This is a genomic window from Sphingobacterium sp. HSC-15S19 (assembly GCF_050433745.1).
In the GTDB taxonomy this organism is placed as follows: domain Bacteria; phylum Bacteroidota; class Bacteroidia; order Sphingobacteriales; family Sphingobacteriaceae; genus Sphingobacterium; species Sphingobacterium siyangense.
In genome coordinates, this window is sequence record NZ_JBNPWQ010000002.1 from 82788 (window position 1) to 107960 (window position 25173).

At 39.5% G+C, this 25173-nt stretch carries 22 protein-coding genes; 13 read left to right on the forward strand and 9 right to left on the reverse strand.

Annotation, left to right across the window (positions count from 1 at the left end):
* The first annotated feature begins 163 nt into the window (after positions 1 to 163).
* The 9 genes from L1283_RS02205 (at position 164) to L1283_RS02245 (ending at position 13516) form a co-directional block, all read left to right on the forward strand.
* Complete coding sequence (locus tag L1283_RS02205; RefSeq protein WP_429625720.1) at positions 164 to 3109, forward strand: SusC/RagA family TonB-linked outer membrane protein; 2946 nt, start codon at positions 164 to 166, stop codon at positions 3107 to 3109.
* Positions 3110 to 3120: 11 nt separating this feature from the next.
* Entirely contained in the window at positions 3121 to 4638 is a 1518-nt protein-coding gene (locus L1283_RS02210) for a RagB/SusD family nutrient uptake outer membrane protein (RefSeq protein WP_286732228.1), read from the forward strand.
* A gap of 79 nt (positions 4639 to 4717) precedes the next feature.
* On the forward strand, positions 4718 to 6190 hold the full coding sequence (locus tag L1283_RS02215; RefSeq protein WP_429625721.1) for a glycoside hydrolase family 30 protein: 1473 nt from the start codon (positions 4718 to 4720) through the stop codon (positions 6188 to 6190).
* A gap of 57 nt (positions 6191 to 6247) precedes the next feature.
* Positions 6248 to 7585 carry a DUF5125 domain-containing protein gene (locus L1283_RS02220; RefSeq protein ID WP_075990766.1) on the forward strand — a complete coding sequence of 446 codons (1338 nt, stop codon included), beginning with the start codon at positions 6248 to 6250 and terminating at the stop codon, positions 7583 to 7585.
* 197 nt (positions 7586 to 7782) lie between these two features.
* Positions 7783 to 8160: a hypothetical protein gene (locus L1283_RS02225; protein WP_075990767.1), complete on the forward strand. Its 378-nt coding sequence runs from the start codon at positions 7783 to 7785 to the stop codon at positions 8158 to 8160.
* Positions 8161 to 8598: 438 nt separating this feature from the next.
* Positions 8599 to 9480 carry a hypothetical protein gene (locus L1283_RS02230; protein WP_429625722.1) on the forward strand — a complete coding sequence of 294 codons (882 nt, stop codon included), beginning with the start codon at positions 8599 to 8601 and terminating at the stop codon, positions 9478 to 9480.
* 5 nt (positions 9481 to 9485) lie between these two features.
* The gene (locus L1283_RS02235; protein WP_429625723.1) at positions 9486 to 11474 is read left to right on the forward strand and encodes a TonB-dependent receptor plug domain-containing protein; all 1989 of its coding nucleotides are present in this window, start codon (positions 9486 to 9488) and stop codon (positions 11472 to 11474) included.
* A 22-nt stretch (positions 11475 to 11496) separates the two neighbouring features.
* The gene (locus L1283_RS02240) at positions 11497 to 12345 is read left to right on the forward strand and encodes an MbnP family protein (RefSeq protein ID WP_429625724.1); all 849 of its coding nucleotides are present in this window, start codon (positions 11497 to 11499) and stop codon (positions 12343 to 12345) included.
* 148 nt (positions 12346 to 12493) lie between these two features.
* Positions 12494 to 13516, forward strand: coding sequence for a cytochrome-c peroxidase (locus L1283_RS02245; protein ID WP_429625725.1), 1023 nt, complete (start codon positions 12494 to 12496; stop codon positions 13514 to 13516).
* 7 nt (positions 13517 to 13523) lie between these two features.
* Here the strand turns inward: L1283_RS02245 and folP are convergent, their stop codons facing one another.
* From folP to L1283_RS02265, 4 genes are read right to left on the reverse strand one after another with little or no spacing between them, the layout of a single operon-like run.
* Positions 13524 to 14366 (reverse strand): dihydropteroate synthase, encoded by an 843-nt coding sequence (gene folP, locus L1283_RS02250; RefSeq protein ID WP_429625726.1) that lies wholly within the window; start codon positions 14364 to 14366, stop codon positions 13524 to 13526.
* A 32-nt stretch (positions 14367 to 14398) separates the two neighbouring features.
* Positions 14399 to 14878, reverse strand: coding sequence for a DUF4920 domain-containing protein (locus L1283_RS02255; RefSeq protein WP_088159988.1), 480 nt, complete (start codon positions 14876 to 14878; stop codon positions 14399 to 14401).
* 1 nt (position 14879) lies between these two features.
* The gene (locus L1283_RS02260) at positions 14880 to 15458 is read right to left on the reverse strand and encodes an L-threonylcarbamoyladenylate synthase (RefSeq protein ID WP_336835435.1); all 579 of its coding nucleotides are present in this window, start codon (positions 15456 to 15458) and stop codon (positions 14880 to 14882) included.
* 24 nt (positions 15459 to 15482) lie between these two features.
* Positions 15483 to 16301 carry a 2,3,4,5-tetrahydropyridine-2,6-dicarboxylate N-succinyltransferase gene (locus L1283_RS02265; RefSeq protein ID WP_075990775.1) on the reverse strand — a complete coding sequence of 273 codons (819 nt, stop codon included), beginning with the start codon at positions 16299 to 16301 and terminating at the stop codon, positions 15483 to 15485.
* Between the two features lie 399 nt (positions 16302 to 16700).
* On the opposite strand from L1283_RS02265, the gene L1283_RS02270 reads away from it, so the two are divergent.
* Positions 16701 to 17111, forward strand: a complete 411-nt coding sequence (locus L1283_RS02270; RefSeq protein ID WP_088159990.1) for an RNA-binding S4 domain-containing protein — start codon at positions 16701 to 16703, stop codon at positions 17109 to 17111.
* On the forward strand, positions 17068 to 18153 hold the full coding sequence (locus L1283_RS02275; protein WP_424544922.1) for an isoaspartyl peptidase/L-asparaginase family protein: 1086 nt from the start codon (positions 17068 to 17070) through the stop codon (positions 18151 to 18153). The genes L1283_RS02270 and L1283_RS02275 overlap by 44 nt, the downstream gene beginning before the upstream one ends.
* A gap of 121 nt (positions 18154 to 18274) precedes the next feature.
* On the opposite strand, the gene ytxJ is transcribed toward L1283_RS02275, so the two are convergent.
* From ytxJ to L1283_RS02300, 5 genes are all read right to left on the reverse strand, one after another.
* A complete protein-coding gene (gene ytxJ / locus L1283_RS02280) occupies positions 18275 to 18613 on the reverse strand; it encodes a bacillithiol system redox-active protein YtxJ (RefSeq protein WP_198386024.1) in 339 nt (112 codons plus the stop codon).
* A gap of 1 nt (position 18614) precedes the next feature.
* Positions 18615 to 19355, reverse strand: coding sequence for a hypothetical protein (locus L1283_RS02285; protein ID WP_157698354.1), 741 nt, complete (start codon positions 19353 to 19355; stop codon positions 18615 to 18617).
* Positions 19356 to 19642: 287 nt separating this feature from the next.
* Positions 19643 to 20131 carry a 6,7-dimethyl-8-ribityllumazine synthase gene (gene ribH / locus L1283_RS02290; protein ID WP_075990779.1) on the reverse strand — a complete coding sequence of 163 codons (489 nt, stop codon included), beginning with the start codon at positions 20129 to 20131 and terminating at the stop codon, positions 19643 to 19645.
* An 88-nt stretch (positions 20132 to 20219) separates the two neighbouring features.
* Complete coding sequence (locus tag L1283_RS02295) at positions 20220 to 20891, reverse strand: tetratricopeptide repeat protein (protein WP_088159993.1); 672 nt, start codon at positions 20889 to 20891, stop codon at positions 20220 to 20222.
* A gap of 78 nt (positions 20892 to 20969) precedes the next feature.
* Positions 20970 to 22943, reverse strand: coding sequence for a polysaccharide biosynthesis protein (locus L1283_RS02300; protein WP_429625727.1), 1974 nt, complete (start codon positions 22941 to 22943; stop codon positions 20970 to 20972).
* Positions 22944 to 23028: 85 nt separating this feature from the next.
* Between L1283_RS02300 and L1283_RS02305 the strand changes: the two genes are divergently transcribed.
* Together L1283_RS02305 and L1283_RS02310 are read left to right on the forward strand one after the other, a co-directional pair.
* Positions 23029 to 24240: an alanine dehydrogenase gene (locus L1283_RS02305; protein ID WP_286732249.1), complete on the forward strand. Its 1212-nt coding sequence runs from the start codon at positions 23029 to 23031 to the stop codon at positions 24238 to 24240.
* A gap of 79 nt (positions 24241 to 24319) precedes the next feature.
* On the forward strand, positions 24320 to 25171 hold the full coding sequence (locus L1283_RS02310; protein WP_333886347.1) for an alpha/beta hydrolase: 852 nt from the start codon (positions 24320 to 24322) through the stop codon (positions 25169 to 25171).
* Positions 25172 to 25173: the final 2 nt, after the last annotated feature.

Genomic DNA, 25173 nt, shown 5'->3' on the forward strand with positions numbered 1-25173 from the left:
TTTTTAAGTACTAGCTCTTTTTTCTCCGTCAAGCTGATCTTAGTTTTGTTTTGAGCAATGAAGCAGGGGAAACTCATTGCCATTTTGGAATAACCAAAAGATTAAACAATAACCAATTTTTTTATTTCATATGATTTACTTTACACGAAAAGTTGCCTTTTCAATGGGGCTAGCTTTCTTGTTTACTTTGGTGAATTTGGTATTTGCCCAAGACCGAGTTCAAGTCAGTGGACGTATCTTGGATGCTCAAGATCAGAAACCACTCTCTGGAGTAACCATTACACAAAAAGGAAGTAATAATGCAGTCTCCAGTAATGCAGATGGGCGTTTTCAAATTTCTGCTAGCATCGGCAGTATACTCCAATTTACGTTTGTTGGCTACGACAGCAAAGAATTACCTGCCAACAGTACCATGGTCGTCCAATTGAATTCATCAACCAATATGCTGGAGGATGTCATTGTAATCGGTTATGGTAGTGTTAAAAGAAAAGATGTCACGACTGCAATCTCTTCTGTTTCCACGAAAGACCTTGAAAAGCGACCTGTGACTAATTTTGGACAAGCCATTCAAGGTAAGGCTGCCGGCGTCACTGTTATTCAACCGAGTGGCCAGCCTGGTGCAGCACCTCAGATACAAATTCGGGGGATAACGTCTTTTAATAGTAATACCACTCCTTTATATGTTGTTGATGGAGTTCCTGTGGAAGATATTAAGTTCTTGTCTCCCAATGACATCACGGACATTCAAATTCTAAAGGACGCCTCATCGGCAGCGATCTACGGCTCGCGTGGTTCAAACGGTGTCATCTTGGTTACGACAAAATCAGGAAAAGCCGGCGAAGCAAAAATTACGCTTGGAACACAGTGGACGGCCAATGTTGTCAATAACACGGTTAAAGTTTTAAATACCAGTCAATACAAAGACTTACAGGATGAAATAGGTATGATCAATCTGCCGGAGGGATTGTTGGATCAAACGGATTGGTTCAAAGAAACCTACAAGACAGGTATTCAACAAAATCATCAAATATCCATCTCGGATGGTAATGAGAAGCTTCGTTACTATTTAGGTGGAGGGTACTTGAACGAAAAAGGAACATTACAAGGATCCTTTTTTAGACGATATAATTTTCGTGCTAATATTGATAACCAAGTTCGAAAATGGCTAAAGGTGAATGCGAATATCAATTATTCCGATAACAATGATAATGGAATTACCTCCGGATTGGGTTCTAACCGTGGTGGAGTAGTTACATCTGTAATCACAACACCTACTTACGCCCCTGTATGGGATCCAACAAATCCAGATCGATTCTATAATAATTTTTATGGGATCAACAACATCACCAGTCCTTTGGAAAACCTAGCCCGGACAAGGAATAACAATAACCGCGAAAACCGACTTGTTGCCACAGGAAGTGCATTGATTTCCTTTATGCCTAACTTAACATGGAAAACTTCATTTTCATTAGATCGAAGATCCGGGGTGATGACCACCTTTTTGGATCCTTGGACGACAGCGTGGGGAAGAAATCAATTCGGGGAAGCTTCGGATATTCGTAATACAAATACCGTGTTAACGTGGGACAATTTCTTGACGTACACGAAGAGCTTCGGAAAGCATAATTTGGAAGTAATGGGCGGTTCGTCATGGACGGATTCTAAGTACTCCAGAAGCTATATCTATGGTTCAAACTATGCAAATGGAATCATTGAGACACTTAATGCTGCAAATAAGATCTCTTGGGATAGAACAGGATCTACAGCATCCAATTGGGGGATTATGTCCTATTTCGCACGCGCAATGTACAATTATGATGGCAAGTATTTATTGACCGCAAATATGCGTGCCGATGGTTCTTCCAAGCTAAGTCCAGAACGACGCTGGGGCTATTTTCCATCGGTATCGGCTGCTTGGAGAATCTCTGCTGAAGATTTTATGAAAGATGTAACCTGGATAAACGACTTAAAAATCCGGGGGGGATGGGGACAGACAGGTAATCAATACGGATTAGGCGATTATGCTTACCTGCAATTGAGCGGTATCCAACGTCAACAGTGGTTCGTTGAGGGAAAAGACAATTCATTGCCAAATATCAATAAGCCAACAATCTTAAGGGCGAAAGACTTGACTTGGGAAACGACAAGTACAACCAGTATTGGTTTTGATATCACGATGTTGAATAATCGACTCAGCATCAGTGCAGATTATTACAACAAGGATACGAAAGATCTTTTAATGAATGCAAGTTTGCCCGCAGGACAGCAAGCAACCACAATCCAAAGAAATGGTGGCAGGTTGAATAACCATGGTTTTGAATTTGCGGTAAATTCAAAAAATCTGACCGGAAACTTGACTTGGAATACCGATTTTAATATTTCTTTTAACAGAAATAAACTGAAACAACTGGATCTACAACAAGTGTACTACGATGTAAAGACAAACGATTATGTCAATGATTTTGTCGTGAAGAATGAGCCAGGAAGATCACTTGCAGGATTCTTCGGTTATATCTCTGATGGTGTAAACCCTGAAACCGGCGAACTCATGTACCGCGACTTGAATGGCGATGGAAAGATTTCATCGAGCGACCGTACATATATCGGTAATCCTCTTCCAAAGTTTGTCTATGGTATGACAAACAGCTTCTCCTGGAAAAATTTCGACCTCAGTATATTTATTCAGGGAACTTACGGAAACGATATCTTCAATGCGAGCCGCATGGAAACAGAGGGGATGTATGATGGCCGAAATCAAACTACTGTTGTATTGGATCGTTGGCGTGTACCGGGACAGATTACCAACGTTCCGAAAGCTGGGTTTGACATGAAAAATTCAACTTATTTTGTTGAAGATGGTAGTTATTTGCGGATGAAAAATGTTTCCCTAGGCTATTCCATTTCTCCCGAGAGACTGAAACGTATTGGTATCCATAAAATTCAGCCTTATCTATCTGTAAGTAATCTATTTACCTTGACTAAATATTCCGGTATGGATCCCGAAGTAAACCAGTATTCCGGTGGATCTGATTCCAGAATCCAGGGTATTGATTGGGGAACCTATCCACAGAATCGTTCATTTGTTTTAGGTCTTAATATTGAGTTTTAATTGTCTGTATCATGAAAAAATATATAAGTAACGCTCTTTCTTTGCTAACCGGCTCTTTGTTTTTATTTTCTTGCTCTTTGAACCGTGATCCACTTTCAGATTATTCGGATGTTAGTCAAGGAAAGACAGAGACAGGAACGCAGATCGTTTTCAAGAACAAAGCCGAAGTTGAAACTTACTTGGCGGGGATCTACCAACAGATGAAAGATCGGCAGGAACATTGGTACCTCGACCTGCTCTTGATTGGCGATTCGCACGCCGATAATTCCTATGCGGGAACAACCGGTGCGGAAGTTGTACCTTTTGAAAATAATTCTATTGAAGGGTCTAATTCTGTGGTTGACCGGGATTGGGGAAGATATCTGGAAGATGTTGGACGTGCAAATCGATTGATCATTTATGTGGATAGTGTCGCCGATAAATCGGTGAGCGATACAGAAATTAGGACTTATAAAGCACAAGCTAAACTATTCAGAGCATTGGCGATGTTTGATATGGTCCGTATATTCGGATCTATCCCTGTCATCACCACAATTGCACCCGATATTACCGGTGATAATGTCAATGAAGTTTATCCGCAATATTTTCCAAAACAAGCTACCGAAGAAGAAGCCTACAAACAGATCGAAAAAGATTTGATGGATGGATTGGCAGATGCGCCAGCCAACAATAGCGGAAATAAAACTTTATTTACTAAATCCGTAGCGCGAGCTATGCTGGCAAAGATCTATGCCGAAAAACCAATTCGCGATTATGCTAAAGTCATCCAATTTGTTGATGCATTGACTGCGGATGGTTTTGATCTGACTACCAATTACTCGGATTTATATGCAATGAATGCAAGCAACACCGATCTTGCGCAACGGAATACGAAAGAATCGATTTTGGAGGCACAGTTTACTTCAGGTGGAGGTAACTGGGCGACTTGGATGTTTGGACGGGATTTGTCCAATTATGATAATAACTTCACATGGGCAAAATGGATAACCCCATCACGGGATTTGATACAAGCATATACGAATGAAGGGGATCAGATTCGTTTGGGGCAATCTATTGTCTATTATTCCACTACTTGGAGCAACTATTATCCTTCCAATCATTATCCATTCATGTTTAAACTGCGGTCTGCATTTAATAGTATTGTCAAGCTTCGTTACGCAGATCTTTTATTGCTTAAGGCAGAAGCTTTAATTCAACAGGGATCAGATTTGTCCGGCGCAGCAGACATTATTGACAAAATTCGCACACGTGTTAAATTACCAAAATTGTCAGCTGCGATACGTTCAAATAAGGATGCTTTATTAGATGCTTATTTGAAAGAACGTCGTCTGGAATTAGCCTTCGAAGGACAACGCTGGTTCGATCTCGTGCGCTTGGACAAGGTGGAATCTGTCATGAATGCGGTCTATGCAAAAGACGCTGGAAGAAAGCCACAGGTGTATCCCTTCACGAAGAACTCTTACCGTTTACCGATTCCGCAACCAAAAATTGATCAGAATCCTAATTTAGTTCAGAATCCGGGGTATTAATTGATTTAACAAGTGGAATCTCCCATCTGATGGATGGAGACAAATATATTAACAGATGAAACGTAATAATAAAAAAACTATGATATATACATTCTTGTTGTCCTGTCTAGTGACGGCAACATCTTGTAACCGTGACAGCTATACACCTTCGCAAGGTGATGAAATTAAAAAAAGTGGAGATGTTACCATTTATACGACGACAGGCAGTCGGTCTTTGGATTTTGGAAAGCGCTTTGTTGATTTCAGCTCCAAATTTAATATGTCGCCCAATACAATTACGCTAGATCCTACTAAGAAATTCCAGACGATGGACGGCTTCGGTGCAGCCATCACAGGCTCAACATGTTATAATTTAATGAAAATGAGTAAGGAAGATCGGACAAAATTCCTTACAGAGACTTTTTCAGATAAAGATGGAATGGGAATGAACTATATCCGTATTGCTATTGGATGTTCCGACTTCTCTTTGAGTGAATATACCTGTTGGGACAAAGAAGGAAAGGAAAATTTTGGATTGCAGTCTGAAGAGACCCAATATATCATTCCGGTGCTGAAAGAAATACTTGCTATCAATCCATCCATAAAAATCATGGGCTCCCCATGGACTCCACCGAAATGGATGAAAGTTAACAATCTAACTGATTTAAAGCCCTTTGATTCATGGACCAGTGGTCAGTTAAATCCAAAATATTATCAGGACTATGGTTGGTATTTCGTTCAATGGATCCAGGCAATGAAGAAAGAAGGCATTAATATTTATTCGATTACTGTTCAAAATGAACCATTGAATAGAAAAAATTCCGCTTCGCTTTATATGTCATGGCAGGAACAACAGGCTTTTGTCAAACAAGCTTTGGGCCCGCAATTAAAAGCGGCTAACTTATCAACAAAGATCTATGCATTTGATCATAATTATAACTATGATAATATTGCCGATCAGACTGATTACCCAGTAAAGATTTATAACGATGCCGGAGCAGCTTCATTCTTCGCCGGAGCGGCGTACCATAATTATGGTGGGGATAAAGCTGAACTTATCGATATTCATAATCAACGGCCAGACAAGGAACTGGTATTTACAGAAACATCCATTGGGGAATGGAATGATGGACGCAATCTTGAAAAACGTTTGATGGAGGATATGCGTGAAGTTGCATTGGGCACCGTCAACAATTGGAGTAAAGGTGTCATAGTATGGAACCTGATGCTTGATACTGACAAAGGGCCAAATCGCGAAGGTGGCTGTCAGACATGTTATGGCGCCGTGGATATTAGTAAGGCAAATTATAAGAATATAACGCGCAATTCGCATTATTATATTGTTGGTCATCTTTCTTCGGTTGTCAAATCAGGAGCCTCGCGGATTGGTACTTCTGGGTATACAGCAGAAGGGTTAGTTTATACAGCCTTTCAAAATACAGATGGGACCTACGCTATTGTTCTGTTAAACGAGTCGGGAGATAGCCGTAAAATTACCGTCGCAGACGGTAAACATCATTTTAGCTATGATGTGCCAGCTAAATCGGTTGTTTCTTACCGTTGGACCTATTAACTGGAGGATGATAAACCCTAAGCGCTATCACATTGATAGCGCATAAATTATGAACAAATGAAAAGATATCTCATCAATATACTATTGGGAACTGCTGCTATTACTGCAGTTAGTTCCTGTAAAAAGGATGAAAAATATACCTATCAAATAGGGGATCCTAAAATCGAATTGAAATCGCCTATCTCGGCTGCAAATTTTGGGGATAGTCTCGAGTTTCAGGTCCATGTGTCGGATAGTGAAGTTGCGCTGTCTACTGTTAAAGCACAATTGTATTTTACAGACGACAAGGTAACAGAAACCGTCATCCGTACCAAACAAAATGGAGACTATGCTGGAAAAATTTATGTTCCGTTCTTGAAAGATATTCCCGATGGAAAAGCAACCCTTAAGTTTGTCTTACAGAATATTAGCCAAAAAATAACGGAACAATCTTTTGATATTAATCTGAGCAGACCCGACTTTCCATATTTAACTTTAGTCACAGAATCCAAATCCTATCGCATGGAAAAGGTAGGACGTAATCAATATGCGGCAAAAGAAAATTTTGCAGCTGAGGTAAAAGGCTATATTCAAGCGCCAAAAGTAGGTACACAGGGCAATGCGATGAATTTTGGTTGGGTCAATAATGTTATTAACTTGGGGTCTACCGCTGAAATTCCTTTTTCAAATTCAACCTCTGGTGTATATCCAATTCAATTTAATACATTGACATTTCAGGCATCTCCATTTATTGTTGTACTGCTAAATGGATCGCAGTTCAGTCGACTGGATGATAAACATGCTAAAGTTGAACTCGAGCTGGCTCAAGGGAAAACGACGACTTTTGAAGGGATTGCGGATCTGCAAGATTGGTGGATCGATCCAGATTTCTTTACCAAAGCGGCCGATGGAAGCCTATCGTTTAAAGGATCAACTGGAAAATACCGTGTTACCGCAGACTTTAACTTAAAATACTTTGTGGTTGAGGCGATGACAGGCAATGATTTGGCAAAACTACAAGATGATGGATCTGGTGCTGTGTGGATTATTGGTGAGGGAATCGGAAAGCCTAAAGTATCCAGTAACCAAGTGGGCTGGAACACGGATAAAGCGCTTTGTCTGGTTCCACTAGGTAACAAGAAATACCAGATAACTGTTAAGGCAGGAGAGTCTATAAATTCTGATAACATCAACTTCAAATTTTTTCATCAAAAAGGATGGGGAGGTGAATTTGGGGGTACAGATGTGACAACCTCAAATGATATCGTCTTTGTGGGGGATGGCAAGAATGGTCGTGATTCAGGCAATCTGGGTATCAAAACGGGTAAAGTTTTAGAGGCAGGTAAAACCTATGTTTTTACATTGGATTTAACTGCCGGCAATAAGAAAGCGGTTTTGACGGTTGAATCAAAATAATTGAAATTGAGTTTTATAAGTCCTAGGTAGTAGTCTGCCTAGGACTTTTTCTTTTAAATAGCATTTGTTTATTCCAAAATTCATTTGTTATATTTGCCCAAACTCAAGATGAATCATCATGAGCTCGATTTGGTAAGTTTACAAGATAAAGAAACAATCTTAACGATGTAAGCTGCTATTGAGAATAAAATATTCGAATGAAAATTAGACTGTTTATATGGATTCTATTACCCTTGATGCTCCTGCAGAGCTTCTCAACGGTATGGCTATGGACAGTTTTCGAGTTGAATCGAGATTATATCGCACGTTACGAATGTATCAATCGCTTTAACGATAATGCGCTTGCCTGTCGAGGCCAGTGTATTTTGATGAAGAAAATGCGCGAGCATGAGGAAAAGGAACAAAAAAATCTTGAATTACGTATTATTGATGTCGTTTTTATAAATAATACGCAAGATTTTACTTTTAAAAACACGGCTCTTTATGAAGACACTGTGGAGCGCCTGCTTCCAGTATATAAAGAAGATTATTCCTATAATCCCATTTTTACAATATTTCACCCCCCTTTGGTTTAAATCCAGTTAATAATTTATTTGATTAAGTAGTCGATCACTGACGATGGATTACAAGGTATGCTAAGATTTCCTTCGCGTTATAATTTCGCTGTGAAACTGCTTTTAGTGATGCTTTGTCCATAAAATCGATCTTTCGGTTAAGCTATTTATTCAATAACTATTTATTTCAATGAAACCTTCCTAATTATTTGGGCTACATCGCGGTGTGGATCCGAATCATTTGAATATTGATAATAGCTAATAATCTGTTTAATATCAGTATGATGGTTTCATTTCGCTAGAAGTTGAATGGAGCGCATCTATTACGATGAAATATATCCGTTCGTCACAATAGGATATCATTTTGATTTATTGCGTGAGTTCCGGAGCTCACGCAATAAATCGGATAGCTTCCTAACAAATGAAAAATTATAGATGAGAGATTTATTTATAAAAAAAATGGTTTTTTATATCGCGATTATATCCTTTCTCCTAATCGCTTGTACAAAGGAGAAAACAGACTATGAGGCAGAGCGGGGAAATACTGTGGCAGAGAATACAGCGTTTGAAGAGGTTACAAGCCTTGTTTCGTCAGGGTATAGTATTCGTGTTGAGGCTCTAGGCGGGGTATTGTATCGCGGTTATAATGATATCCGCGTGATAATCAATAAGCAGCAAAATAATGAACCTGTAGCCGTTTCCTCAGTCAAATTGCTGCCAGTCCAAACCAATGTGCAAGGAATGAAAATTGTTTGTCCGCACCAGTCCGAAATGGCCTACACGTTGGATGGTCGCTACTTTTCGGGTTACAGTGTGTTTACAGATGAAAGCTCTGCAGCAGCAAACTGGAGTTTGGAAATCGATTTTACAATTGGTGGTCAGACCTTCACCGCTACACAGCATGTAACTGTGAAGCCGCAGGTAAATAAAAATCGTAACCTAACCACTTTCACTGGGAAAGATGGCGAACAGTATTTAATCGCCTTGATTGCTCCTTGGAAACCAACTGTTTCTGAAAATAAACTGGTCGCCGGGATTTATAAGTTAGACGCTGCACAATTGTCTTATACGACAGTGAATGGATATACCTTACAATTGGATCCGCGTATGCCAGAACCTTCGATGGGCAACCATTCGTCGCCCAATAATAAGGACTTGGTACAACAGGCCGACGGGTTGTACCATGGTGTTGTGAATTACACAATGACAGGTAACTGGACATTGAATTTTATTTTGGTCAACCAAAATGGAAGGGTAATAGCAGGAACTGAGGTACCCAAGGACTTTACACCTGGAGTAGAAGGTCGTAAAAGTGAGTTATACATTGATATTCTATTCTAGCGGCTATGAGGAAGATAAGTATTATTCTCTTTATGTTGTCTTTGGGATGGAACGTACACGGACAAAACAATCCTGTTACCCGCGATACAACGAGACGTCTAGCCGAGGTTACAGTCAATGCAGCTGCCAAAAAGAGGATTGAAAACGATCTGAAGATGACAGTCTCCGTAGATGAATATTTGGCTTCTGCAAGTAATATCAGCTTCATAAAACGTGGTGCCTATGCTTGGGAACCCCTGCTCAATAATATGAGTAGCGAGCGTTCGACAATTACGATCGATGGGATGCATGTTTTTGGAGCATGTACGGATAAAATGGACCCGATAACCTCGTATGTTGAAAGTAATAACCTTGCTGCGATAGATATTAAATCGGGGCAGGAAGGTAATCTGCATGGTGCTACGGTCGCTGGCAGTATAGATCTAAAAAGAAGGAATACGTCGTTTGGCCTGCAGAAAAAAATTGGCGGAGCCTATCAGACAGGTTTTGAATTCAATAATAAGCAGACTTTCAATCTTGGGAATTTATATTACTCAAGTGACAAATTCGTGGCAGATGGAAGTATTGCCTTCCGGAAGGCTGGAAATTATTACGATGGAAATGACGATGAAGTACGGCATTCGCAATATAATAAATTCAATGCGTCGTTGGGCTTGGCCTATAAAACAAGTCCGCTTTCTGCTGTTCGGGTTGATGCTATTTTTGATCGCGCAAAAGATGTGGGATTTCCTGCTTTGCCAATGGACTTATCCTTATCCAGAGCGATTATCACTTCCGCTGCATACAAACAGTTGTTTGAAGAGGGTTTGGTAAAGGTATGGGACACCAAAGTTTATTTTAATGCAGTTGAGCACTATATGGATGATACGACCCGTCCGGAAAATTTGGTCCATATGGATATGCCAGGCTGGAGTACGACCTATGGTCTTTTATCTAAAATTAATCTGCAGAAAGACCGCTATTCTTCGGAAATACAGGTAAATGCTTACGATAATCTATCGATAGCTGAGATGCGCATGTATCCGCAGGATCGATCCAAACAGACCATGTTTGCCTATAGCTGGCCATGGGTGACCACCCGTTTTGCGAGTGTAGCCATTAATAACTCGTTAGATCTTTCTGATATCAGTAGACTTGTCTTTGGAGGTTCATTGGGTTTGAACTATAACTATTCGAAATACGTTGAATTCAATTGGATCTTCCATCCTGGTTCTCCTCAGAAGAAAAATAGAATTCTTCCGAGCCTACATGCTAGCTATCAGTTAAATATTGGTCAGTTTGACTTTTCCTTAGGAACAGGGTTTGGGCATCGTGCTCCTTCTGTTTCGGAAGCGTATGGTTATTACATTTACAACAGTTTCGATCGTTATGACTATATCGGAAATCCGGATTTAAAAAATGAAGTCTCTTATGAAGCCAATGCCAGTGCCGGATTTAAGACCGAAAAGTTAAGCATTGGGGCCAAGGCCAATTATTTCTTTATCCAAGACTACATTATTGGCCGGATTTTGAGTTTGGGTAGCCCGATGAACTATCAATCGGTAGGCGTGAAAGGCTATACCTCTTTAGATCATGCGACTCTGTTTAATCTTGCACTCAATGCGCAATATCAAGTTTTGCCAGGTCTAGATTGGAAAGTCGTACTTACCTATGCCAGAGGGCAAGACAATATGGGCGGAAACCTGCCTTTTATACGTCCCTTAAGTTATCAAACATCACTGCATTACCGATACAAAATGATCGGTGTGCAAACTTCAATGAACGGGGACTTTAGCCAGGTCAATTTTAGCCCTGAATACGGAGAGGACCAAACTGCATCCTATAAGATATGGAATGTTTCGGCAGACTATACCTTCACTATTGGAAAATTGAATGCAATGTTTCAGGTCGGTGCGGAGAACCTCTTCAATGAATACTATAGTACCTATGCAGATTGGGGAAATATACCACGCATGGGTAGGAATATTTTTACATCCTTAAAAATCAATTTTTAAATACCTTAAAACTTAGAATAAAATGATAAACAATGCAATTAAGCTCCTGATGATTTCTTTGGTTATGGTTTCTTGTAGCAAAAGTGAAGATGTCGCCAACAGTGTTAACTTACATTTCAACAATACATTTAAAAATACAACAATTGTGCTGGGTAGTGCAGATTCACCAGCTGCCTCAACAAATACATCAGCCAGTGGGCAACTGCATCAGTTTTCTGAGCTGAAGTATGTAATTAGCAATATCAGACTTATTAAAGCCGATGGATCGGAGATCCCTTATAATGTAAATGACCTGGATAAAGGGGCTGCAGTAATTGATCAGGCGAAAGCGGCAACTTTAAATTATGTACTGAGTAATATACCTGTTGGCGAGTATAAACAGATCAAATTCGGTTTGGGGGTAAAACAGGAAATAAATACATTGGATCAGTTAAGATTCCCAGTGTTTTATGCAACAGCTGGGGCCAACGATACTAAAATGCACTGGGAATGGGGGACAGGTTACCGATTTACGAAATTGGAAGGCTTTTATGATGCAGATCATAAAGAGTTATCTATTCACACTGGAAGTACGATCAACGGAACAAATGGTGATGAATCCACTTATAAACAGGGGGTCGATGCTTATCGGGATATTACGTTGAATTTACCTTCCTTAGTTACTGTTGGAAAAAGTGTACCACAGATTAATATCAGGGCGGATTTCGATAAGCTCTTAAGCGGAAAAACGAATACCATTACACTGGGTGCCAACAATGCTGTGCCTAGTATTCATTCTGCAGTGGAAATGGTGAAGTTTGTTGATAATCTCGGTGGTAACGGTAGCAGTGATACAGCTGGGATGTTCACTGTTGAGAGTGTTTCTAACTAAATTTTACGTAAATGGCTATGATCTTGAATGAGGTTGTAGCCATTTGCTGAAAATACGTTGTGCATAAAAAAAAGAACGCCATCTGATTGTACCATGACTTTCGAATGTGCATTCTGAATATTCATCAGCCATTGATAAAAATAAAAGGATGAAAAAAGTCATCTTAATCCTGACAGTTATAGTGATTGCTTTATCCTGTAGTAGGGATGATATCGTTGAATCTACGCAGGAAGACAACCCAACAGTCACGTTCAGTATTCCTGCGGATTTTCCGAGTCTGAATAATACATTTAATAGCAATAAGCCAACAAAGTATGGTGTTGAATTGGGTGAAAAGCTATTTCATGAAAAAAGATTCAGTGGAAATAATACGATATCATGTGCCAGTTGCCATAATCCCTCATTGGCTTTTTCCGATGGAAAGATGCAGGCAGTGGGTATAGATGATCGCATCGGATTTCGGAACACTCCACCTTTGCAGAATTTGGCTTTTATGAAATATTATAATTGGGATGGCAATATACTTGAACTGGAAAAGCAACCTTTAGTGCCAATTATCACGCATGAGGAGATGAACTCTTCTATTCTGGAGGTTATCGGTAAAATTAATGGGGATTTTGACTACAAAGTATTGTTCAAGAAGGCTTTTGGCGACGAGAATATTACACCTGAACGAATTTATAAAAGTATTGCGCAATATGAGTATACCTTAATTTCGGCCGACAGTAAATATGATAAGGTAAAACGAGGTGAAGGGGAGCAATTCACGATTGAGGAAGAACGGGGGTATCAGCTGTTTAAGTTGAAATGTGAAAGCTGCCATGCAACAGAATTATTTACCGATCAGAGTTTTAGAAATGTAGGGTTTCCTTTAAATAAACATCCAGACGAGGCCGGGCGAGCACGTATCACAGGTATTGAAATGGACTATATGGCTTTTCGGGTACCTTCTTTAAGAAATGCGGAATATACAGCGCCTTATGGAAGTTTTGGGCAGTTCCCAACGTTAAAATCTGTCCTGGATTATTTTGACAAAGGTGTTTTGGATGCAGCTAACCTTGATCCGATTCTTAAAGAAAATGGCAAAAAAATTTCGATGACAGAAGAAGAAAAGGAAGCTATCATAGCTTTTATTAAGACATTAAGTGATCCCAAATTTGTAGGTAAATAATGCTGATTTATGAATAGAAGAGATCAACCAATTGTTTCGCTTCTTTTACATCATGTACGCGGAGAATTTGTACGCCTCTTTCCAGAAGTAAGGTATTTAAAGCAGTGGTGCCATTTAAAGCTTCTTGGGCGGTGATTCCGATTTTTTTATAAATCATAGATTTACGGGATATTCCGCCCAAAATTGGTAATTCGAAGTAGTGAAGTTCATTGACACGATAGAGCAATTCATAGTTCTGTTCGACTGTCTTTGCAAAACCAAATCCCGGATCAAGAATAATGTCTTTCACCCCCATACTTCTTAGCGTCGCAATGCGGTCACCTAAAAAGGTGGCTACGTCAGTTACAATATCTGTATAATCTGTTTTTTCCTGCATATTTTCGGGAATACCGCGCATATGCATGAGAATATAAGGAACTTGATATTTTGCTACCGTGGCGAACATGTTATCATCGAGTGTACCTCCCGAAACATCATTTATGATGTGCACTCCCGCATTGATGGCAGCAGCAGCAACGTCTGCCCTAAAGGTATCTATTGATAAAATAGCGTCAGGAAATGCAGTTTTAATTGCTCGAATAGCGGGAAGAGCTCGATCCATTTCCTCCTGTGATGAAATTAATGGAGCGCCCGGACGTGAGGAATATGCGCCAATATCAAGAATTTGAGCACCTTCAAGCAATAGCTTCTTTGCTTTCTCTACCGCAAGTTCGACGGTTGTATTGTCACCTCCGTCATAAAAAGAATCTGGAGTCACATTGAGTATCCCCATAATAATGGGCTTTTCGAAGGTCATTAAGGTACCATCGACCAGTATGGAGTGACAGGGTGAAGTGTGGAATCTTTTCATCAGAACAATGCTAGGTTTGGTGTGAGAGCGTCTTATTTGACAACCAAAACACCGTCAGCAATAATGCTAATATCTTTTTTAGCTTGTGTAATCTGGTCTATTTCAGACTGTGATTTACCAAGATCCTTTGCCGCATGTTGTAACGATGCTACAGAAACTTCCTTTTTCTTTGCGATACCCTCGACAACAACCGTTTTGCCGACAATGTCTGCTGGCATGAAGAATCCGTAGTCTTTAAAACGGACGGTAATAGGCTCTTCGCCTTCTCGTTGCAGGGTCATGAAACAGCCTTTTTTCTTACATACCTCAACGACCTTACCTGTCACCTTTCCGTTGAATGCGTTCTTTTGCGTGAGTTCTTTTTCAAGCTTTGCCACTGAAATCGCATTGGACGCAGAGATTTCTTTTCCATATTTTACACCAGGCTTGGCGGCGGGAATATCTTTTTGCTGTGCGAAAGATAAATTGGTAACAGCAAATGCTAATGCAAAAAATAAAACGATCTTTTTCATGCTATTTTCTAATAAATTCAAATTTACCACTTGGATCCAGCTTCATGACAGTAGATGATTTTCCATCTGTTGTTACGTCTCTGTCATAGGCGACAATATAATCTACCCCATCTTTGATGGCATCAGATATTTCAGCAAAATCTTTCGCCGTTGGTTCACCACTGATATTTGCTGAAGTTGAAATTATCGGTTTGCGAAACCGTTGTAAAAGTTGTTCACAAAAAGGGTGCTTGACAATTCGAATGCCAATTGAACCGTCCTCAGCAATCGCATTGGGCGCAAGATTTTTGGCATTCGAATAGACAATTGTCAAGGGTTTTTCAGTGTATTCAATAAGTTGATAAGCCACATCCGGGATTTCATTTACATAACTTGCTAATTGATTGTCGTTGTGTAAAAGGACGATCAGACTTTTGGATTTATCTCTTCCTTTCAGCTGGAAAACTTTCTCCACGGCATCAGGATTGGTGGCATCACAACCGATCCCCCAAATGGTGTCGGTGGGGTATAGAATTAATCCGCCGTTTTTTAACGTCTCCAAGGCCTTATTCAAATCCTCACGATCTACGAATGCACTCATCTTATCTTTATACTAGTTTTAACTTTATACAGCTACATTATGATCACGTAGTGCATCATTCAATGAAGTCTTTTTGTCCGTAGACTCTTTACGTTGACCAATGATCAAAGCGCAAGGAACTTGATATTCCCCTGCCGCAAATTTTTTGGTGTAAGAACCCGGGATAACAACAGAGCGGGCAGGTACATAACCTTTATATTCTACTGGTTGAGGTCCCGTAACGTCGATGATTTTTGTTGACGCTGTCAATACGACATTAGCACCCAATACAGCCTCTTTTTCTACACGAATACCTTCAACTACAATCGCTCTTGAACCTATAAAAACATTGTCCTCAATAATAACTGGAGCTGCTTGTACGGGCTCTAATACGCCACCAATTCCGACGCCGCCACTTAAATGTACATGTTTACCAATTTGTGCACAAGATCCAACAGTTGCCCAAGTATCCACCATGGTACCTTCGTCTACATAAGCACCGATGTTAACGTAAGAAGGCATCATAATCACTCCTTTAGCCAAATATGCACCTAAACGAGCAGAAGCCCCTGGTACAACACGTACTCCAGTGTGCTTGTAGTCTGTCTTTAATTTCATTTTATCATGAAACACAAAAGGACCTGCAGTCATTTCGCGCATATCATTGATTGGAAAATATAAAATAACAGCTTTCTTAATCCAGTCATTGACGTGCCATCTTGTACCGATCATTTCAGCGACGCGGATTTCACCGCTATCTAATTTCATGATAACAGCGCGGATGGCTTCTGTATATTCTTTATATTCTAATAATTGCCTATCTTCCCAAGCTTCCTCAATCAGTTTTTTAAGTGGCTCTACCATATTATTTATTTTCTTATTTGAATTAGTTTATTTTGATGTACAAACTTAGATAAAGTTGGACTTAAAAACAACTTTATCCATTGTTCCTTGCAATAGACTTTCCTGATAACAACAGCCTACCAAATTATGATCAACTTCTGACTCCAACCACAGTGTGTGCACAGTGAGTCCACGTTGAGTCCACCTTTTTAAGGTGCATTCACGCTACAGACATTGTTTTAACAACCCGCTTGCAGTCAGGAGTTGGTATGGATTTGATGACAACTTGTCCGCAATTAGCTCTTAAACTCTTCCGGCGAACGGATGAAAGACGTTTTAATAATTGAACTCAGTTTAATAGGAATTTTCCATAATTGCTTTTGGTTATAATGGTTCTAAAAATATAATTATTTTTGTATTATGGCTGGAACATCAGAAAAATTGAGAATTGATAAATATTTGTGGTCAATTCGCTTATTTAAGACAAGAACTTTGGCAACAGAGGCCTGTAAGGCAGGTCGGGTGAAACTAAAAGGCCAAAATATAAAACCCTCTTATGAAGTTAAGATCGGAGATGTATACCATGTCCAAAAGGGAATTGAGAAAAAAGTGGTGATGGTGACAGGTCTTTTGGAACGTCGTGTTGACGCCAAGACTGCTGTTCAATTCTACGAGGATCAAACACCTGTTGAAGAAACTGTAGGGTTTAAATCCGTATTTCATGCTCCTGTCCTGAAACGCGACCGCGGTACAGGGCGACCTACTAAAAAAGACCGTCGTGAGATAGATGATTTACAATCTTCAGAATGGTGGGAGAAGGAAGATGAATAACCTCAAGATATGCGCCATGATAATTGTGGGAAGCCTGTTGGCAATTTCCTGTAAATCGTATAAAAAACCTGTAGCCATGACGGAGGGTGAATTTGTTTTGGCGATCCATGGTGGAGCGGGGACGATCTTGAAAAAGAATATGACAGATTCGATGGAGCAAGCTTATAGGATCGTCTTGGAGCAAGCGCTTCGTATGGGCTATCAAAAGTTGCAAGAAGGTAAATCCAGTTTGGAAGCCGTCGAATCTGCTATCCATGTTATGGAAGACTCACCCTTGTTTAATGCAGGGAAAGGAGCGGTTTTTACACATGACGGACATAACGAACTGGATGCCTCCATCATGGAAGGTAAATCCTTGGCCGCAGGCGCCGTTGCAGGAGTGACGACGATCAAAAATCCAATCTCGGCAGCCAAGGCGGTGATGGAAAAATCTGAGCATGTTATGATGGTGGGTAAAGGTGCCGAAGAGTTTGCGAAGCAAGTGGGATTAACCATCGTAGATCCTTCTTATTTTTGGACGGAAGCACGTTGGGAGGCTTTGCAGAAAGTGAGCAAGGATGACAGTACACGAACACAACTAGATCACGATCAAAAACAAAGCTCACGTTTAGGCATCATCAATAAAGACGCTAAATTTGGTACAGTAGGATGTGTTGCCTTGGATAAAGCAGGAAACTTGGCCGCGGGTACGTCTACAGGAGGGATGACAAACAAGAAGTTTGGGCGGGTCGGAGATTCACCAATTATTGGTGCTGGAACGTATGCGAACAATAATACCTGTGCTGTTTCCTGTACTGGATGGGGTGAATATTATATCCGCACCGTGGCCGCGTATTCGGTGTCCGCTTTAATGGAATATAAAGGTGAACGTGTTGATCAAGCGAGCAGGCAAGTAATCGATCGGATTGGTGAAATGGGCGGTAATGGCGGCATGATAGCATTAGATAAAAATGGACATGTTGCTATGCCTTTTAATACCGCCGGCATGTATCGGGGTACGGTGACTAAAGACGGTAAAATAACAGTAGAAATTTATAAATAGCCAATTCAGCTGTTTTCAGCATCATAAAATATCCCAAGTGATCAATACAATACATGTTGAAGATCGCTTGGGATATTTTATGCTAACTATTTTTATTGAACAGCAGTTATGGCCTATTATGTCAAATTGCCGTTAGGTATTGTTCTATCTCATCAAATTGGATATCACCATGTGAAGCGTCATATAAACTGTCTTTTCCTTCAACAATCAGTATTTGAGGTGATTGATGTTCTACATTCCAACGCTGGGCAATCTCATTCGATAGTGGGCGGTAACGCAAAAGGTCTAAAAGATAAATCGCATAATCATGGTCTGAAGTAGCAGACATACGCTCAAGACTACGCTTAGCCATATTGCTAATACCACAAGTCGTGCTATGTTTAAAGATGGCCGCAACTTTATCGGATTGATAAAGCTCCTGTAGCTGTTCTTCTGTATTTAATTCTATCCAATTAATCATATTATAGTTCTGTAAATTTTTTCTGTTCTACCTGTACAAAAGATGAAATAGAGGAGAATATACAACTCTTTTGGTCATTGCTTGTGGAATTGAAGAAACTGGGTAAACGTATCCCGTCGCCAATCTCCTTATATTTGCTCACTTCATAGGTGTTTTTTTCGCCCTTATCTGCGTATTCGTAACGGACAATCTCACCGGTATTTTGATCAATATAAAGCAAACCATCAATCTTTGAACCAAAGATAGGGCCTGACGAGCTGATATTTGCTATCGCTAATTTCTGTCCAGCACTGAAACTTTCCTTCTGGCTTTTCAGCTGCACATTCTTCTGTCCGATCAAAGTAGGCAAAAGTAGTAGATTGAGATCCGAAAATAGCTGATTTTTAATTGATTTCTTGAGCTCTGGCCCATCTGTAGATAAATTCCCTCCAATAAAGAGTTTGTCTGACCCTGGGTTTTTAAAATTAAACAAATAGGTCACCTGATCCGTTCCCTTATAACCATCAAATCGACATGCTCCAGTTGTTCTATTGAACAGGAACTTTCGTTCGTCGTTTGACAACTGGTCTGAGATGGTATTTCCCTTTGCTGAGAAAGCCAAAAACTGCAAAGAATCCCATTTTTCCTGGCCACCGATACTTTGCCAAATCTGCTTGTTTAGACTATCGTCTTGTGCCACTAGATCCAACTGACAAAATAACGTCAGTATAACGACCAAGAGTACATTCGATAATGTTTTCATAATCCTATTTTTTAAAGAAACAATCATCAAGTAATTCGTATCAAAATTGATCCCATGAAACTTCATCATTGCGTCATTGTCTATAAAACTACCGACTGTTGTATAACCGATTTACACTACAATCAAGACAATTCAATAACAATTTATTCTAGTGAAAAAATAAAAATCGATTAATAAGATAACTGAATATTTTATTAATCGATTTGTTTAAAATATAAGTACCTGAGTAATAAGTCGTGCTCAGTAATACTTTTCATCATTGAATGGTAGGCAAAATTAATACCAAACTAGAATTTTTTGGCAATATGAGCCATTTGTATTGCTGTAATAGCAGCTTCTTCACCTTTATTACCATGTTTCCCTCCGGCACGATCCAATGCTTGCTGAAGGTTGTCAGTTGTTAATACGCCAAAAACAGCTGGTTTATTATATTTGAGCCCTACATTGGCAATGCCATTTGCAACTGCATCGCAGATAAAATCGAAGTGTCTGGTCTCACCCTGAATGACGCAACCTAAACAGATAACAGCGTCAAAACCCTGATTTCTGAATGCGAGGTCTGCTCCTGAAATTAACTCGAAACTTCCAGGAACCTCTATGACTTGGATATTGTTTTCCTTAGCGCCATGCTCTTCCAAGCCCTTTATTGCACCATTCAATAATGCACCTGTAATTTCTGCATTCCATTGTGCAACAACGATTGCAAATTTGAATGGACTTGCATCCGCAACCTGGATGTGCGAAAAGTCGGATAAATTTTTAATGCTACTTGCCATAATAGCAACAAAGATAGTGATTTTAGATGGTCACAAAAAAAGAGGCTATCAAATAGCCTCTTTTTATTATATTTTTATAATTATTCTCTTATAAATGTGCTTGTACACGCCCCAATAAACCATCAATTGTTGAAGCTTCTTGGCTCTCTGGAAAATCTGTTTTAATCTTCTTGTAAGCAGTCTCTGCACTTTTATAGTCATTTTGTGCTTCATATACAAGTCCTAGTTTTTTCAAAAAGAGTGGAGTTGTATACGAGTTGCTTGATTTTTCAGAAGCTTGCTTGTAGTAATCAGCGGCTTTTTTGTAGTCTTTTAACTCTGAAAAAGCATCACCTGTTAAACCAATTACGAGTGGGTCTAGAATTTGGCTTCCTGTTGGAGCATATTTTTCAAGCGCTTTCGCAGCTTCATCGAATTTACCTTGACGCAAATATAAACCTCCTAAATAGGCGTTTGCAATATTTGCAGATTTTGTATTGGAATACTCGTCCGCAATTTGTTTAAATCCAAGAAACGCACCATCGCCCATGATTGCTTTACTTTGTAAAGAATCAATTGTAGCAAGCTGTTCTGCTTTGTACATACGGTTCGAAGCTTCTTCTGCTCTTGGATCTAGATACAGCTTTTGATATCCAAAATAAAGTAAGATCAATACAACGATACCACCTAAAATGAACACTACACTTTTTTGGTTATCTTGAAAAAAAGATCCTTTTGAAGGTTTGAAACCTTGATTTGTATTATTTGTGTTTTTAGACATTACTAATCAGTAAAATATGGATTGCAAAAATACACTTTTCGAGCAAATTTGCAAGTGTTTTGCAAATTTTAAAGTGAATTAACTTTGGTTTTCCGACTCATTCGATAGTTCAATTTCCTTGTCTAGCTGTTCGTAGATGGAATTTTTACTTTTGAATTCAGGTACAATAATTTTCATTTGATAGACAACTTCGTTTTTGTTTTGTGTCGCTAAACGCTGTTGCAATTCGCCAATTTTCATACACACGATATCATAATTATTTTCTCTGACTTTGGCGATCATGATTTTTTCGTGGTGAGTCGGTAAGGTATTCTCTAAATCATTCAGCAATTCCTCATACAGTTTTTCACCAGGTCTTAATCCAGTGAATTTTATTTCAATATCTTCATTCGGTTTAAATCCTGAAAGACGAATCATTTTTTTAGCTAACTCAACTATTTTTACAGATTTACCCATATCAAATACAAAAATTTCGCCACCTTGTCCCATTGTTCCAGCTTCAAGGACTAGTCGACATGCTTCGGGAATGGTCATAAAATACCGCGTAATTTCTGGATGAGTAACTGTTACAGGACCACCTTTTTGAATCTGGTCTCTGAATCGAGGGATAACTGATCCATTGGAGCCTAAGACATTGCCAAAGCGGGTTGTGATAAATTTGGTGTGCACAGTTGCCCCTAAGGAGTTTTCCAAATGATTGTTTAACGATTGTACATAGATTTCTGCGATACGCTTTGTCGCTCCCATGATATTAGTGGGGTTGACAGCTTTATCGGTAGAGACAAAAACAAATTTTTCAACTTGAAATTCCACGGCTAAATCAGCTAGATTCTTAGTACCCATGACATTGGTCTGTACTGCTTCCAAAGGATGGTTTTCCATCATTGGCACATGTTTGTATGCTGCCGCATGATATACATAATGCGGCTTGAAAGTATCAAAAAGTAATTGCATCCTTTTTGTACTTCGGACGTCTGCTATATAAGTATGATAAACTTGATTTGGAAATTCATCTTGAAGGTCAAGTTGGAGATTATGTAACGGAGACTCCGCCTGGTCACAAAGGATAATCATTTGGGGCTCGTATTTTCCCAATTGGGATGCAATCTCACTACCTATGGAGCCTGCTGCCCCAGTAACTAAGATTCTTTTACCTTTCGTTTGGCTTAGGATGTGATCGTCGTTAATCTTAATCGGCTCCCGTTCTAGTAAATCTTCAATTTTTATTTTTTGGATCTGATTGGGATTAAGATCACCATTCATGATCTTTTTAACAGGAGGGAGCGTTAATATGTTGACATTTTTTTCGAGCGCAACATCTGTAATTTCATTTTTACGGTCCGAAGGAATGTTGTGCGAAGCGATGATAACCTCCTCAACATTCAATGTATTGATCAGATGGCTGAACTTCTGCGAGGAATATATTTTGGTCCCATCAATTACCTTGTTGATTTTTTGTTCATTATCATCTAAGAATCCAACAATAGCATTTTTGGATCGTACATCATGGTCTAAGGTTCTTTTTACAGCAATCCCCAAATCACCGGCACCATAGATCAGTGTCTTTTTTCTGGAGCCGCTGACTTTTTTGGTGTATAGAAAGAAAATTTTGATAATCGTTCTATAGACGGTCAAAATAAGAAAGGAGAAGAGTGCAAAGAAGATAATGAGTGCAGTTGGAATGTTTCGCTCTATCTCGTTTGCCTGGATCACTAATTTTATAACCAGGAGAACGAAAACACTAAATGTTATTGTTGATAATATACGTATTGAATCGATAGCGCTCGTGTAACGAACTATACCAGTATACATCTTGAAGAGATAGAATGATAAAGAACATATGGCTATAAATAAAATGTAACGAATGCTAAAATCAATGTCGAGCAGAAAATCGAAGTTAAAATCATAGTAAATAACATTTGCGAAGAGATAAGCGATGGAAACACTAAAGATGTCCAATAAAAAAATGATCCATCGTGGCACTATATTGACTTTACTGAGCATGGTACTATATCTGATTAATTTAAACAAATGTAGATAAATTTGTTTCATTCCAAAGCCGTGCCAAACCAAATTTATCTTCGTTTGATAAGATTGATTTTTTATTGTAATTTTAGCTAACTATCAATTTTACAAGATGAATGAGTTAGGAAAGCTTGCGAGTCAGGCTATGATTTCTCCAAAAGAGATGCTGTTTGAGAAGAAAAAGAATGCAAAGAGTTTATTTATAGGCATTCCAAAGGAAATCTCGCTTCAGGAAAAGCGGATCTGCTTGACGCCATTAGCGGTTGCATTATTGGTAGAAAATGGACACGAAGTTATCATTGAGGCTGGAGCGGGTGCTGGAGCCAATTTTTTAGATCATCATTATAGTGAACAGGGGGCTCGTATCGTTTCATCTCGGGAAGAGGTGTACCAAGCAGATCTGATCATTAAAGTTGGTAGCCCTATCCTTAGTGAAGTGAAATTGATGAAAGAAAGGCAGCTGTTGTTATCGTCTCAACAACCTTCACTCATGAACCTGGAGGTACTAAAGGCGTTAATGCATAAAAAAATCACTGCAATTTCTTACGAATATTTAAGAGATGAGGGCGGTTGCCTAGCAGTGGTGCGTGCGATGAGCGAAATCGTGGGGGCAACGGCAACCTTAATTGCGGGAGAGTATCTGAGCAATGCATTTGGAGGGAAGGGACTGATGCTCGGTGGTGTGACAGGCGTAGCTTCCACAGAAGTCGTTATTATAGGTGCGGGTACGGTAGGTGAACAAGCTGCCCGAACGGCTTTGGCGTTAGGTGCACAGGTAAAGGTTTTTGATAATTCGATTTATAAACTTAGACGACTGCAAAACAATCTTGGTAGCCGTGTTTTCACTTCCGTTATACAACCGATTATTTTAAACAAGGCCGTGATCAGTTCGGATGTAGTTATTGGCGCTTTACGAGCGCGTAATGGACGTTCGGCTTGTGTGATTTCGGAAGAAACCGTTTCTAAAATGAAACCCAATTCCGTTATTATAGATGTAAGCATTGATCAGGGAGGCAATTTTGAAACATCGGAGGTGACCTCTCACGATAAACCTATCTTTCGTAAATTTGATGTTATTCACTATTGTGTTCCCAATATAGCGTCTCGGGTAGCGCGAACAGCTACCTATGCAATGAGCAATATCTTCACTTCTATTTTGCTTGATTTTGCTGAACTCGGGGGACTGAAAAATGCAATTTGGAAGAATCCCGGTATTCGGAGTTCAATTTATTTGTACCAAGGAAACCTTACAAATGTTGACATGGCCTCAAGATTTAATATGACGGCGAAAGATTTAGATCTTTTAGTTGTTTCTTCCTTATAAACCATGGATATCCAGCTCATATTTGATTCGTTTTTTCTAGTATATGTAGTCTGGAGCTATCTTTTAAAATATCATTTTAATGAAAAGAATTTTTATGATTTTATGTTCGTTGATTTCTCTCGTTAAGGCGCAGGAAACAATCAACCTTTATGCAGATTCCATTCCAAATGCGACTGATAAAGAGCAGGTAAATTTAGAAAAGAATGTACCAAAGTTATTTGCATATATGGCAGATAAAAGTATAGATAAAAATATTGCCGTACTGGTTATTCCGGGAGGAGGGTATTCTCATATAGCAATGGATCATGAGGGGCATGCCGTTGCAAAAGAGCTGATAAAAAATGGCTATTCGGCATTTGTTTTACAATACCGATTGCCTTCACCAAATATCATGCGTGACAAATCAATAGGACCTCTTCAAGATGCCCAGCGGGCGATGCAATTGATCCGAACGTTGCACCCCGGAGTTCGAAAGGTTGGGGTTATAGGATTTTCCGCTGGCGGGCACCTGGCTTCCACTTTAATTACGAAGTTTAAGAAAGATTATATAGCGAATCCTTCCCATGTATCCCTAAGACCTGATTTTGCAGGATTGATTTATCCGGTAATCTCTATGGAAAATGATATAACACATAAAGGTTCGCGTATAAATCTGATTGGAGAAAACCCTTCGGAAGACCAAATCAAACTGTTTTCTTCCAATATGCAGGTATCTTCTGAGGTTTGTCCGGTTTTCTTTGTGCATGCCAAAGACGATATGGCTGTGCCAATAGAAAATAGCTATAGAATGATGGCAGCTTTGGACAAGTCAAAAGTGCCCAACAAGCTTTATACCTTTGAGCAAGGGGGGCACGGCTTTGGGTTAATTAACAAAACCTCAGACAAGTTATGGTTTGACGCATTTTTATCTTGGCTAGACACACAAGACTAGGA